The organism is Thermococcus sp. (assembly GCF_015523185.1).
GTDB lineage: Archaea > Methanobacteriota_B > Thermococci > Thermococcales > Thermococcaceae > Thermococcus.
Genome location: NZ_WAKV01000077.1, coordinates 1 through 13,814, shown reverse-complemented (window position 1 = coordinate 13,814; position 13,814 = coordinate 1). Strand labels below are relative to the sequence as shown.

Below are 13,814 nucleotides of genomic sequence, written 5' to 3'. Positions count from 1 at the left end.
GGTGATTACCATGGACTGGAAGGAAAAACTCAAGGAACTCCTCGAGCCTTACGGCGAGGTTTTTGAAGAAAGCGGTGGTCTGGTATTCGAGTTCGGCGACGACGAGGGCGAGTTCACCGACAGGCTCGCCTTCGTAGTTGAGAACCCCGGGGAGTGGCCACTCGTCGAGGTTTCAGTTAAGGCGATAGCCGATTTAACCGACCACGACGTTCCGGGGCGGAACATCTTCGCCTTTGGAGTCGTTCCGGAGTTCAATGGGGAGATAATCGAGCTCAGAATTCTCAACGGAGAGCCCGGCAAAGGTCCGGTCGTGGGCAAGACTCCTGAAAGAGTAGTTGAGATAGCCGAAAGGAACGGAATAAACTACCAGCGGAGCGAGGAGAAGGGACTCGGCCTTCCGAAAGGCTTCAAGGGGATAGATAGTGAAGCCCTGATAAAGCTGATTGAAGCAGTAGCCTTCGAATGGTGATTCAATGCTGAGATACTTTGGCTACCTCGCCATTGGCCTCTTCATCGGAATCCTCGCGGCGCTCTTCGGTCTGGGGGGAGGCTTTCTGATAGTGCCAACCCTGAACTTCCTCGGCGTTGAGATGCATCATGCAGTCGGAACCTCCAGCGCGGCCGTTGTCTTCACTTCTCTCAGCTCGGCCATAGCGTACCACAGGCAGAGGAGGATACACTACAATGCTGGCCTTCTGCTGGCTTCAACGGCCATCCCCGGAGCATACATTGGTGCTTGGCTCACGAGTTTTATAAGTGCCTCTCAGCTGAAGGTGATTTTTGGCCTTACATTAATTCTCGTTGCGGTGAGAATATACCGCAAGAAGACGGCAGAACCGGGCGAGGTTAAACTCAAAGACGTTAAGGTGAACTACAGGCTTATTCCGGTGGGGGGCTTTTTCGCTGGAATAGCGAGTGGGCTACTCGGAATAGGTGGGGGTATAATCAACGTGCCTCTCCTTACGTACCTTGGACTGCCCATTCACTACGCGGTGGCCACGTCAAGCTTTGCAATAGTATTCACGGCCACCGCTGGAGCGTTAAAGCACTACGCGATGGGCAATGTGGAAGTTCAGTGGCTCGTTCTCCTTGTTCCCGGGTTGATAATCGGCGCACAGCTTGGGGCGAAAATAGCGAAGAGAATGAGGGCATCTTCCCTAAAAAAGGCCTTCGCCGTTGTTATGGCCCTTTTAGCCCTGAGGATGATTCTCAAGGGCCTTGGCTTTGCCATTCTTTAGCTCTTTTCTTCTGGCTTTTAGGCAGAGCTCACTGAGAACCAGTGAGATAGCTAGTGAAATAACCCACGCCGTTAAAAGGGGTCTATTGTAGGTCCGATAAAGCCCCCTTAACCCGCTAACAAAGGGATAGGGAATCATCATGGGGGAGTAGCATTAAGCCAGAAAAAGTCCCATAAAACTGCCGATTAGGAACATCACGGCATTGGAACTTCCGTATCCTATATGCTCCCCATAAAACCCTCAGCCCAGTAGCCGAGGAAGAGTGTGAGCGTTGCCAAAACTCCCACCCCAATGGGGTGAACCTGGTCCAGCTTCCCCTTTTCACTGAATTAGGCCATAAAGGGTTACAAGAACGAGAAACACCCCTGAACAGCTCAGCCACACTGAAAGGTCTTTGTAAAAGCGTAGGGAGCGTCCCAGTGTGCAAAGGCTACAGCTCCCGGCTGTGTAAGTGTAAACCCTAGACTGAAGATGAACCAGTAGGATATGGCCTTTGCTTCCATGAATCTGGTTTCTTATTCAGTAAAAGGCTTTCGTCAGTTTTATAAAAACGGGGAGAAACTATCTACCATGAATAACTACGCCCTTTACTTTGCCGTTGGGGTCACGGTTGGAATAGTCTCTGCCCTCTTCGGTCTCGGCGGAGGCTTCGTGTTAGTTCCGGTTTTAAACATTGTGGGCGTGGGGATTCATCGGGCCGTTGGAACCTCAAGTGCGGCGGTCGTGTTCACGGCACTGAGCTCCACTATAGCTTACTCAAGAAGGGGGCTTATACACTACAAAACAGGCGTTCTGCTCTCGATTCCTGCCATAGTTGGGGCATACCTGGGCGCAGTCATGACGACGTACGTTACCCCGAGAGAGCTGAAGGTCATTTTCGGCGTAACGCTCCTCTTCGTAGCTTACCGGACTTACCGAAAGGAAACCGTTGAACTGAATGAGACCAGGCCCAGTGAGATTAAAATAGACTACAGGCTTGTTCCAATTGGCGGATTCTTCTCAGGGATAGCGAGTGGCCTCCTTGGAGTTGGGGGAGGAATCATAAACGTTCCGTTCCTTGTCTGGCTTGGAATGCCGATGCACTATGCGGTGGCCACGTCAAGCTTTGCGATAGTGTTCACTTCAACGAGCAGTGCACTCAAGCACTATTACCTCGGCAACGTGGACATTCACTGGCTTCTCCTCCTCGTGCCGGGACTGATTGTGGGGGCACAGATAGGTGCGAGACTCGCCGAAAGGATTAAGGCAAGGAACCTAAAGACTGCCTTTGCTGTGGTCATGCTTTTGCTGGCAATCAGAATGATAATCAGCGGGTTGAGGTGATTCCATGGAGGAACTCATCGGGAAAGTTCGGGAGAAGTTTGGTTTCGAAGTTGAAAACATGGCCGATGCCTGGAAGCTCGTTGACTGGCTAGAGGAAAGGGGGTGGGTGGTTTATATTATAACTGCCAGAGACAGGAAGCAGGTCGATGCTTGGCATCCCAACTATGGAACCCTTTTCGCCCAGTTTGGTGAGACTCCAAACTTTGGGAGCATTTTGGAGGGTATTCTGACCGTCGCACTCCTTGCAAAGGAGCTTGAGGAGAAAGGAACGATTTGAAACGCGCGTTTCACCACGACCCTAAAATAGTCCTGGGGAGTAGTGGGTGGCGGTGATGGCCGTGAAGCAGTGGGCCGTGGTAGTATTGGTGGCCCTGCTCTTCGGAAGCATCGTGCCCTTTGCCCTCGCGAGCGGTTCGAGTTCGACCACAGACGAGATTCCGCAGGAGAAGGCCGTAGCCGAGAAGCTCATAAACAACCTCAAAAAGCTGGCCGAGGTCGTAGAGACCGGGGTTCCTGAGAACATGACGGACTCGACATATTACCAGCTGGCAGAGGAGCACTACAGTAAAGCCCTCAGCGAGTTCAAAGAGGGTAACTACAATGCCTCGATGATTGATGCGCTCATGGCAATGCACTACTACAAGCTCGTCCTCTCCGAGATGGATGTCAAGACTCCTGCGATTGGTCCAAACATCCATCTCAGGGCTCAGGTGGAGAGAGCGAGGGCTTACCTCCGCTACGCAGGTAGGCTTATCTCCGTTGCGGAGGAGCGGGGTCTAAACGTTACCAGCGCAAGCAGGCTCTACAACGAAACCCTCGATGCGTTCAAGCTTGTGATGGAGGACATTCGCTCTGGGAACCTGACGAAGGCCAGGGAGGACTACAAGGTTGCTCTCGAAAAGAAGGCCCGGCTCGACGAGGCCCTTAGGGAGCTTAGAACCGAGATGCTCCACCAGAACTCTGAGAAAATCGTGGAGCGCTTCCTTGAGAGGGGCAAACGGGCAATTGAGCTCGCCAACAGAACCCTGAGTGAAAACCCGAACCCCAAGCTGAACCAGACGTACAGCGCGTTCCTTGAGCTCTACACCCGTGTCAGGGCCCTCGCAGACGAGGGCAGGTGGGACGAGGCACTCAACTTAATAATCGAGAAGAGGAACGTTATCAGGAACTTCCAGAGAGTCTTGGGGAGGGAAAAAGTTAAGGTGAGAGGCCACTCCTGGTGGAGCAACAACGTTGAAGCGCTCAGGGAACTCCACGGGAAGCTTATCCAAGACGGCAGGGAGTTAATGAAACTCAAGCGAGAAGGTGTGGATGTTTCGAAGGCGGAGGTTCAACTAAAAGCGGCCATGAACGAGTACAAACTTGGAATTCGTCTGCTTCGCACAGGACACCCAGAGAAGGCCAAAGAACACTTTGATAGTGTGCTTACCCTCCTCAAAGAGGTGGAGGCCTTCATAAAGGCTCACTCCTAACCCTTTCATTTTGGAGGTGGAGGAATGAAACGGCTCCAATGCATGGCAGTGGTTTTCATCGTGTTCCTCTTTGCTTCCCCCGTTCTCGCCCAAGAGACGGTTAAACTAATCGTTTACGAGGACGGTTACGTTAAAGTGGAGCTCTCGATTATACCCGATAATCGCACGGTTCCAATCATAGTTTCTATTCCGGAGCACGCCCAGGACGTTATTGTTGAAGACTCAGAGGGAAACCCCATTGATTTCCAGACAATTAACGGAACGCTGTTAATATATCCCGGAAGCACGGAGCTCGTCAGGGTTTCCTACTATACACCCGACTTAACTTCGAAGAATGGAATCGTCTGGACGCTGAACTTTTCCTCCGGGGTTCCATTTGAGGTTGTCCTCCCAGAAAATTCCATGATTGTTGATTTAAGTGACATCCCACTCAGGATAAGTGGAACGTCCATAACTATGCCCCCCGGAAATCAGAGCGTCTCCTACATCATCGAGAACCCTCCCCAGGTTCAAAACAGACAAGAAAGTCCACTTAAACTTGTATTGGGCCTTGGAGGGGTCGTTCTTGGAGCTGGAGGAATCATCACCTGGTGGAGGGGTAAAAACCGGTCCGACAACGGAGGCACTTTTGAGGGCTCCCGTTTCCTCAGAGAGGTTCTCAAAAGCGACGGGCTAAAGGAGGAAGAAAAGCTCGCGCTGAAATACCTGGTTGAACACGGAGGCAGGGCGAGTCAGGCGGAAATACGAGACGCGCTGGGGATTCCAAAAACGACCGCCTGGAGGATGTTCAAACGCCTCGAAGAGAAGGGACTCGTGAAAATCATCAGGGGAAGGAAAGAGAACTGGGTTGAGTTAAGGGGTTAGGGAAAACGTTATATTATCTTCTCTCAACACCAAAGTAAGTAGAAATTGAAAGAAACTTGGAGAAACGTTTCGAGAGTTTTGTTCCACCGCTTCCCTAATGTATATGTGAAGTTGTAAAATACAACGGTGATAAGCTGTGAGAGAGATTTCACTCGTGATTGCAGGTATGCTCCTCCTTTCGTTAATACCCCACTCCGATGGGGTTAGTCCCGGGAGTATTTCAGCGTCTACCAAGGCCAGAGGCCTGCTTTTAACACTTGACAGGCTGGCAAACTACACCAAAGAGATAGGGTGCAATTCCACCGATGCCGATGCGGTTAGGATGAAGGCCTGGGAGCTCTACAAGGCGGGAAGCTACAACGAAAGCATAAAGGAAACCCTAAAGGCCATGGAGCTTTACTACTCTGCGCTGGCCAAATGCCAACAGCCTCAGCAAAAAGAATACACTGGGAGCCTGCTTTCAAACGCCAGAGTCGAGCTTTCAATAGCTCAGAGTGCCCTCGAATACGCAAAAAGACTAATCGAGTCAGGAGACATTACAGGAGAAAATCTGAAGGAGCTCGAGCTGGCTTACAACCAGACGCTTTTTGCTTACAACGCGGTAAGGACTGCCCTTGGAGAGAACGACACAGAGGATTTAGCCCATAGAATTGCCCTCCTCCATACCTCCCGTGAAAAATTGGAAAATGTCCTGAATAACGTCGTCCAGAATACCGTGAGAACAAAGGCAGAGTTCTTCGGTGAGATACAACTTCGAAGACTCGACCGATTAATAGAAAAAACGAACTCCACAGAACTCCTCCTCCTAAGGGCAGAGTTGGACCGAGCTCTAAAAAGTGGAAATTCCGATGAAATCCTGAAGCTTTTGAAAGAAGTTCCAAGGGTATTAAGAGAAATGGAAAGGAAAGGAAAGCTCAGAGAAATCACCCACACAATTCCCGGACATCCCTCGTTCCCGGGAAGCTCCATAGAAAGTTCCTCGAACACAACATCCAAAAAACCTCCTGAAAAAGAGCCGGGAGAAAAGAGATAACCCGGGAGGGAGATTCGTGAAAAAATTTCCTGTGGTGATACTCCTACTCATCACTCTACCCTTGGTAATGGCACAGAACATTGAGAAGGTTGCGGTTAGTGTGTACCCTGACGGATATGTTAAGGTAACCGAGGTTATTGTCCCGCCGAATTATTCGGTGGTCGTAAACGTGCCACTTTTAAGTTCAAACGTTACAGGGCTGTCTGTCTTTGACCAGAATGATAAGCCCCTCCTCTTTGAGAAGAACGGGAGTGCATTAACCGTCTATCTCCTCAACTCAACTACACAGTTCAACGTAACCTACTTCACGGCATCGCTCACGACGAAGACTGGCGAAATCTGGAATTTAAGCTACAACTTTCCCTATCCCGTAACTGTAAAGCTCCCACCTGGGGCGATAGTGGTCGCTCTGAGTGCCGTCCCGCTGACGATAACTTCTGACTCCATAACTATGCCCCCCGGAAATCAGAGCGTCTCCTACATACTCCCACCTCCTACTACAACCCCAGAAAAGACCTCAACTTCATCTACATCCCAGTTGCCAAGCCCCTCTCAGACCAAGACTACCCCAAGTACTCAAACGAATAGCACAACGGCACCGACTTTGACCTCGACTCCCCAAACTCCTTCCAAAACCCCCGTTACCATCTCGAACACTTCACAGCCCGCAAGTGGGAAAAACTATGCCCCCCTCTTTGGAGTCCTGGCAGTTGTAGGGATTTCCGTTGGCGCTTTCCTGTTCAAGAAAAGGAGTAAAAGCCAGAAAACAAACCTTCCAGTATCAAGGGAGGAGTTGCTTGCAAAGCTTGAGAACCTTGGACTTACAGACGATGAAATAAACGCACTTCTCTACGTCTACGACCACGGTGGAAAGGCGAGACAGGCGGACGTTAGGAGGGCTCTGGGGATTCCAAAAACGACCGCCTGGAGGATGTTCAAACGCCTCGAAGAGAAGGGACTCGTGAGGGTCTATAAAAGGGGAAAGGAGAACTGGGTTGAGCTAATCTTTACCTGATTCTTGCCCCCAGCTTAACCTCCTTGTCGGGCATTAGCAGGGCAACGTTTTTCCCATCGTCAGCCGCGAGGAGCATTCCCTGGCTTTCCACACCGCGGAGCTTCTTCGGCTCGAGATTTGCTATTATAACAACCGTCTTGTTGAGGAGCTCCTCCGGCTTATAGTACTTCTTCAATCCGGCAACCAGGGTTCTTACCTCGTCTCCGATGTCAACCTTGACCACGTAGAGCCTGTCGGCGTTCGGGTGGTCCTTGACCTCGATTATTTTTCCAACGCGAAGGTCGAGCTTCGCGAAGTCATCAAAGCTTACATAGCCCATTTTCTTCGCCTCCTTTTCCTTATTTTTCTTTCCTGATTCCTCGATTTCCTCACCGTAAATGCTCTTAAGTATTGCCCTCGCCTCCTCTTCGTTCTTGAAGCGCTCGTATGCGACCGTCACCACATCATCGCGCCTGTAGTACTTCTCGAGGAGCAGTTTGGCGCTCTCGGGGTTGCCACGGGCTATGTAGTTCAGGATGAAGTAGATTATCTCGTCGTCGGTTACCTTTCTGAACATTGGAAAGGCTTTCCTGACACGATGGCCAGCTGGAACCTCTGTGAATTCCCATTTCCTCCTTTCCTCAAGGTTGAGGAGGTGCCATATCTTCTCGCTCGCATCGGGCAGGAACGGTTCAATGAGGATTCCAAGGGCCTTGACTATCTGAAGGGAGACGTTAACCGTTGTGGCCGTTCTCTCGCGGTCTGTCTTGGCGGTCTTCCACGGCCTCTGGTGGTCGAAGTAGCGGTTTCCGAAAATGGCCAGCTCCATGACCCTCTTTAGAGCGTCCTTGAAGCGATAGCTCATTATGAGCTCTCCGGCTTCCTTGAAGGCCTTCTCGATTTCCTCAAAGGCCTGCTTATCCAGCTCGTTCAGCTCACCCCTCTCGGGAACGACGCCGTCGAAATACCTGTTCACGAACGTCATAGCCCTGTGCACGAAGTTCCCGAGGTTGTTCACGAGTTCCTCATTAATTTTTATCTTGAAGTCCTCAAAGGAGAAGTCACTGTCCCTCGTTTCGGGCATTATGGCAGTTAGGTAGTAGCGGAGGTAATCAGCTGGCCACACATTGAGAAACTCATGAACCCATATAGCCCAGTTCCTGCTCGTTGAGAACTTCTTGCCTTCCAGGTTGAGGTATTCGTTCGCTGGAATGTCGTAGGGAAGGAGCCACTCCGCCTCAACTTCCCCGTCTCTATATTTGCCGTAGGCCATCAGGAAGGCCGGCCAGAATATCGCGTGGAAGGGTATGTTGTCCTTGCCGATGAAATGTACAACCTTCGTCTCACCATCTAGGTTAAGCCAGAACTTCTTCCATTCATCGTCTTTTCCGGCCCTCTTAAGGGCCTCGATTGTTATGGAGATGTAACCTATAGGCGCTTCAAACCAGACGTAAAGGACCTTCCCCTTGACGTCCTCATCATCAAGCGGAACGGGAATCCCCCAGTCCAAGTCCCTGGTTATTGCCCTCTCCTCAAGCCCCTCGTTAATCCATCCAAGGACTGTGTTCTTGACGTTGGGCTTCCAGTGCTGGCCCTCGACCCACTTCCTCAACCTCTCCTCGAAGTCCTTCATTTTGATGTAATAGTGGGCCGAGTCCTTGAAGGTTATCGGGTTTCCGCAGATGTTACAGCGTGGATTTATGAGGATTTCGGGCGTTAAGGGCCTTCCACAGACCTCACACTGGTCGCCACGCTGGTTTTCGGCACCACAGTAGGGGCAGGTTCCGATGACATACCTATCGGGCAAAAACATCTTGTCATGCTCACAGTAGGCCTGTTTGGTCACCTTCTTTATGAGGTGGCCGTTTTCAAGTGCCTTTAAAAAGAACTCCTGGCTAAGCCTGTAGTGGACTGGTAGTTCAGTCCTTCCAAAGAAATCAAAGCTTATCTTTGCCCTTTCAAATGTCGTCTTGATGTGCTCGTGGAACTCGTCAACGATTTCCCTTGGACTTCTCCCCTCTTTCAGCGCTCGGAACGTTATTGGGGTTCCGTGCTCATCAGTTCCACATATGTACAGCACTTCCTCGCCCTTCAGCCTGAGATAGCGCACGAAGATGTCCGCTGGGAGGTAAGCTCCAGCAAGGTGCCCCGCGTGAATCGGTCCGTTTGCGTAGGGAAGAGCGGAAGTAACCATGTAGCGCACCATTTCAACCACCGAATGCCGTTGTTCCCTGCGCTTATAAGGCCTGCGGGTTTTAAACATTACGGTGAGTTATTAAGTTGGAGAGAAAATATGCATGGTTTGATATAAAACTTATGGGGATGCCACCACGCTAGAGGGCCCCAGTGAAACGGGACAACAAAAAAGTTAAACTCCAAAAAACTTGGAGATGGGCTTGAATGCATTTTGGGTGGTGTAAAATTTATAACTTTCTGGTAGAATAAAACGAAAATTTTTTAAAATATTAGAATAGCCCACAAAACAACCCAATGTTTTGAAATCCTGTGGAAAACTATCCTTTTCCGCAAGCCGGTTTATAATCAGGGAGAACTCGGTTTAAAGCTTGTTCCTGCTTCTGGAAGTCTTTTGTATGGTTTTGTGCATTGAATATGCGGGCTTTGGATTGGCTGTTATTGTTCGAGTTCGGGGCTTTTGGTGGGAGTCTTAAAGCCACTTTGGGGAAAGGATTATAAGAAAGAATTGAAACATAGCATCCTTTATCGAGCTTGGGGAAGTGAAATCAAGTCGCAATAAGACTTCAGGAAAATTAAAACGGTGTTGCCCCTGTTTCCTTTGGGTCACGAGCCGGAAAAAGTAAGGAAGCGAAAGACTCAGAAGAGCCACTGGTTTTCGATGCACTCGTCACACGGCGGTTTTTCACCGGCTATTGCCTTGAACTTCTTGTAGATACACTCCGGAAGGCCAAGCGGACAGCGGTCTGGGTACTGTCCCGGCCTGACCTTCGTCGGGTCGAGCTTAATCTTGATGTAGGCCTCGTATTCCTCAATCTTCTTCCAAGGCAGAACCTTTGCACCGTATATCACGAGTCCGTCGTAGATTTTGGCGTAGTCACCTATAACGGCGTTCTCCTTTATAATGACATCTCTGCCGACCACAACTCCCTCGCCGAGTATCGTGTCCTTTAACTCGGCCCTCTCCCTGATTATGTCGCTCCCGATGAGGACTGAGCGCTTGATGTAGGCCCTGTCTTCTACTACCGTGTTTGGCCCTATGTAAGAGTAGGCCTTTATCTTAACGCCCCGGCCAATCTTAACACCCTTGTCAATGTAAACCGGCCCTTGGATTTCCACGTCTTCAGGAACTTCAGCGCTCTCAGCTATGTGGAAGTAGCCGTTCTCCCTAGCCATTTCGTCAAGTGCTATTTGGTGGGCGTAGAAGAAGTCCTCGGGAGTTCCTAGGTCAACCCAGTACGTTCCCTTTGGCATTCTGTATGCAAAGACCTCACCGCGCTCGACGAACTTTGGAAGAATCTCGCGCTCGAAGTAGACCTCCTTGCCCTTCGGAATCTCCCCTAGAACCTTTTTGTTCACCATGTATATTCCAGCATCGACGAGGTTACTTTTCGGCCTCTTAGGCTTCTCCTCAAAGTGGAGAACCTTTCCGTTCTCCTCGACTTCGATAACTCCAAAACGCTCTGGGTCGTAGACCTTTGTTACTGCAACGGTTATCAATCCTTCATTCTCCTCGTGAGCCTTTATTAGCTCCCTGTAGCCAAAGTTTGTGAAGACATCTCCGTAGATAACGAGAAAGTCATCGCTGACATAGTCCTCGACGTTCTTAAGTGCTCCTCCCGTCTCGAGGGGCATGGGGTCGTTGACGAACCTGATGTCCTTTGGATAGTCGGACATCTTTTCGTCTATGAACTCTCTTATCTCACCCCTCATATAGTGAACGGAGAGAATGACCTCGTCTATCTCTGGGACTTTTTCTAGGGCCTCTAGGATGTACTGGAGGTTGGGCTTTCCGAGGACTGGAATCATAGGCTTTGGCCTCGTTGATGAGAGTGGCCTTAACCTTGTCCCAAATCCTCCCGCTAGAATTACTGCTTTCATGGTACTCACCGTTTAAGCCTACTACGGGGGTTCTTATATATTTTACGGCCATAAAATATATTACTGAAAGTGAAACGTTTAACCGCCGGTGACTACCCGAACTAATGGCGTACTTAATATCCGGAATTCCCTGTCTTAGCCAGCAAAAGTCCCATCTTCGCGTTGTTATAAAAAGAACTCGACCCCTCCTGCTTCATGAATCTGTCTGGGAAAGGAATGAAAAGAAGCATTCATGATTGCTCATTTCTGTCCAGCCCAAACTTTGGTTTTAATACTTTGACCTCTGGGACGATGCACTTACCGTGGCAGATTTTCTTTAGAGGGCAGGCCTCACAGGACGGCCCCTTCTCGACTTCCTCTATGTATCCAAGGGCCTTCAGGAGTTCTAGTATGCCCTCGACTTCTTCCTTCGTCGTCCCCAGTTCCCTTGCAATCTCCTCGGGAAAGCGCTTACCCTCGCCGATAAGTCTTAGGACTTCCTCTATCTTTCCCATCTTCACAACCTCAGTGCACTTCCAAGGTGCCAGAGGAGAATTCCAATGAGCGATGCAACGGCTATCATGTAGATAGTCACCGCGAGCGCCCACTTCCAGTTGCTCTCGGCCCTTATCGTTGCTATAGTCGATATGCACGGTATGTAAAGTGTCGTGACAACTGCCAGAACGAAGCCCTGTAGTGGGCTCATTGAATTCATCATAGCCTTTCTGAGTGCTTCCCCGCTCAAACCGCCATAAAGTATGCTGTATGTTGAGATAACGTTTTCTTTGGCGATTATTCCGAAGATTAGGCTCACACCCGCCTTCCAGTCGAGGCCCATGAGATGCAGATATGGGGCGACCAGATGGCCGAGTCTCTCGGCGTAGCTTTTTCCGGTTCCGATGGAGAACGGGTAGTTGCTGAGGTACCAAATTGCTATGGAACCGGCTAGTATAATAGTTCCTGCCTTCTGGACGAACTCCTTGCTCCTCTCCCAGGAGTGGAGGAGCAAACTCTTCCAGCTCGGGAGGAGGAACTCGGGGAGCTCAATCACGAAGGGACTCTCCTCGCCAGAAACAAACCGGCTTACAAGCTTCGCCGAGAGCAGGGCAACAGCGAAGGCCAGGACGTAAATGGCGACGGCAACGAGAGCATTTCCCCCAAAGAAAGTTCCAACAAGGAAGCTGATGACACTCAAACGCGCGGAACAGGGGATGAATGGGTTGACGAACATCGCGACCAGTCTGTCCTTCTCGTTGTCGAGGGTTCTTGAGGCCATCACCGCCGGAACGTTACATCCGAGGCCGAGGATTAGGGGTATTATCGCTTTCCCTGGCAGACCGAACTTCCTGAGGATTCCCTCCATGAGCACGGCGACCCTCGCCATATAGCCCAAATCCTCGAGGAACGAGAGCGCGAGGAAAAGGAAGAACACCAGTGGGAAAAAGCTCAAGACAGAACCGACGCCACCTATAACTCCATCAACGATTAACCCCCTGAGTGCTTTGTTGGCGATATGAGGTGTAATCCACTCGCCAAATTTGGTAAAGGCCTCGTTAAGAATTCCCTGCAGAGGCATTCCAAAGGCGAAGACGAACTTGAAGACCAGGTAGAAGACGAAGGCCATCGCGATGAAGCCGTAGACGGGATGCACAAGGATTCTGTCGAGCTGGTCTGTAAGGGTTTCCTGCGGTTTGCCATAGCTCATGAACTCGTGGGTCAGGCCGTCTATGAACTCGTACTTCTGGCCGGCTATAATCAGGTCCATGGCCCTTCCGTAGCGTTCCTCAGCTTCGCTGATATGGGTCATTATCTCCTTCAGCTTATCCTCGCCGAGGTGTCTTAAAACGAGCTTCATAACATCATCGTCGCGCTGGAGGAGCTTAATAGCCAGCCAGCGGAGTGGGTACCTTGAGGCGAGCTTCGTGTTGGAAAGACACTTCGAGATGTGCTCTATTTCCCTCTCTACTTCCGGGTCGTAGCGGGGAAGAACGGGGTTGGTTTTTATCTTTCCCCTAGCCATCTCCCAGATTTTATCCTTGAGCTCCTCAATACCGGTTCCTTCCTTGGCGCTCAGCGGGACGACAGGAACACCCAGAGCCTTTGACATCTTTACTGGGTCTATCCGTATTCCCTTCTTCTCAGCAAGGTCGAGCTTGTTGAGGGCTATGATTACGTTCTTGAGCCCCATCTCAAAGATTTCCATCGTGAGGTAGAGGTTTCTCAGGAGTGAGGTGGCATCAACGACGTTGACCACAACGTCCGGGTTGCCGTTGAGGAGAAAGTTCCTTGCGACAAGCTCATCAACAGAGTGAGCTGTGAGAGAGTAAGTGCCGGGCAAATCAACGACCAGAAACCTCTCGCCCTTATGTTCAAAGACGCCCTCCTTCTTTTCAACTGTAACGCCTGGCCAGTTGCCCACGTGCTGTCTCATCCCCGTTAGGGCGTTGAATATGGTTGTTTTGCCGACGTTGGGGTTTCCGGCAAGGGCAACGACCTTCATTGCCATGTCCGTCACCTCAGAGCTTTCTTACAAAGACTCTTGTTGCCATTCCCTTCCCGAGGGCGAGCCTCGTCCCGCCAGCCTCAACTATGACCGGGCCCCTGGGATAGTTCTCAAGGACCCTGACGATGGCGCCGGGTGCCATGCCCATGGCATAGAGTTTGCTCCTGAAGTTTGGGCCACCTCGCAGGTCAACAACAATTCCCCTCTCGCCCGGACGGAGTGAGATTAAAGGCACAATCATGTTCATCACCGTTAGGTTTTCCTAATTCCATAGGGCATTCTCGAGGCCCTTAATAAATCTTTGGTGGGTCTAACAAAACTCAGAGGTTCGAAT

13 protein-coding genes are annotated in these 13,814 nt (G+C 50.6%); 8 read left to right on the top strand and 5 right to left on the bottom strand.

What is annotated here, in order from left to right:
- Window positions 1–10: 10 nt before the first annotated feature.
- The 8 genes from F7B33_RS08910 to F7B33_RS08875 all read left to right on the top strand — a co-directional run bounded on the left by F7B33_RS08910 (window position 11) and on the right by F7B33_RS08875 (window position 6,945).
- Window positions 11–469, top strand: a complete 459-nt coding sequence (locus F7B33_RS08910; RefSeq protein WP_297074196.1) for a hypothetical protein — start codon at window positions 11–13, stop codon at window positions 467–469.
- Window positions 470–473: 4 nt separating this feature from the next.
- The gene (locus F7B33_RS08905) at window positions 474–1,238 is read left to right on the top strand and encodes a sulfite exporter TauE/SafE family protein (protein ID WP_297074195.1); all 765 of its coding nucleotides are present in this window, start codon (window positions 474–476) and stop codon (window positions 1,236–1,238) included.
- Window positions 1,239–1,808: 570 nt separating this feature from the next.
- Window positions 1,809–2,561, top strand: a complete 753-nt coding sequence (locus F7B33_RS08900; RefSeq protein ID WP_297074193.1) for a sulfite exporter TauE/SafE family protein — start codon at window positions 1,809–1,811, stop codon at window positions 2,559–2,561.
- A 4-nt stretch (window positions 2,562–2,565) separates the two neighbouring features.
- Complete coding sequence (locus F7B33_RS08895; protein ID WP_297063477.1) at window positions 2,566–2,838, top strand: hypothetical protein; 273 nt, start codon at window positions 2,566–2,568, stop codon at window positions 2,836–2,838.
- Window positions 2,839–2,893: 55 nt separating this feature from the next.
- A complete protein-coding gene (locus tag F7B33_RS08890; RefSeq protein WP_297074192.1) occupies window positions 2,894–4,033 on the top strand; it encodes a hypothetical protein in 1,140 nt (379 codons plus the stop codon).
- A gap of 24 nt (window positions 4,034–4,057) precedes the next feature.
- Entirely contained in the window at window positions 4,058–4,897 is an 840-nt protein-coding gene (locus F7B33_RS08885) for a helix-turn-helix domain-containing protein (protein ID WP_297063481.1), read from the top strand.
- Window positions 4,898–5,033: 136 nt separating this feature from the next.
- Window positions 5,034–5,930, top strand: a complete 897-nt coding sequence (locus F7B33_RS08880) for a hypothetical protein (RefSeq protein WP_297063484.1) — start codon at window positions 5,034–5,036, stop codon at window positions 5,928–5,930.
- Between the two features lie 16 nt (window positions 5,931–5,946).
- Window positions 5,947–6,945 (top strand): MarR family transcriptional regulator, encoded by a 999-nt coding sequence (locus tag F7B33_RS08875; RefSeq protein ID WP_297074191.1) that lies wholly within the window; start codon window positions 5,947–5,949, stop codon window positions 6,943–6,945.
- On the opposite strand, the gene metG is transcribed toward F7B33_RS08875, so the two are convergent.
- The 5 genes from metG to F7B33_RS08850 form a co-directional block, all read right to left on the bottom strand.
- On the bottom strand, window positions 6,938–9,130 hold the full coding sequence (metG, locus tag F7B33_RS08870; RefSeq protein ID WP_297074214.1) for a methionine--tRNA ligase: 2,193 nt from the start codon (window positions 9,128–9,130) through the stop codon (window positions 6,938–6,940). The genes F7B33_RS08875 and metG overlap by 8 nt on opposite strands.
- Window positions 9,131–9,756: 626 nt before the next feature.
- On the bottom strand, window positions 9,757–10,998 hold the full coding sequence (locus tag F7B33_RS08865) for an NDP-sugar synthase (protein ID WP_297074213.1): 1,242 nt from the start codon (window positions 10,996–10,998) through the stop codon (window positions 9,757–9,759).
- A 230-nt stretch (window positions 10,999–11,228) separates the two neighbouring features.
- Window positions 11,229–11,492, bottom strand: a complete 264-nt coding sequence (locus F7B33_RS08860) for a DNA-binding protein (RefSeq protein WP_297062358.1) — start codon at window positions 11,490–11,492, stop codon at window positions 11,229–11,231.
- A 2-nt stretch (window positions 11,493–11,494) separates the two neighbouring features.
- Window positions 11,495–13,483: a ferrous iron transport protein B gene (gene feoB / locus F7B33_RS08855; protein WP_297062357.1), complete on the bottom strand. Its 1,989-nt coding sequence runs from the start codon at window positions 13,481–13,483 to the stop codon at window positions 11,495–11,497.
- A gap of 10 nt (window positions 13,484–13,493) precedes the next feature.
- On the bottom strand, window positions 13,494–13,721 hold the full coding sequence (locus tag F7B33_RS08850) for a ferrous iron transport protein A (protein WP_297062362.1): 228 nt from the start codon (window positions 13,719–13,721) through the stop codon (window positions 13,494–13,496).
- Window positions 13,722–13,814: the final 93 nt, after the last annotated feature.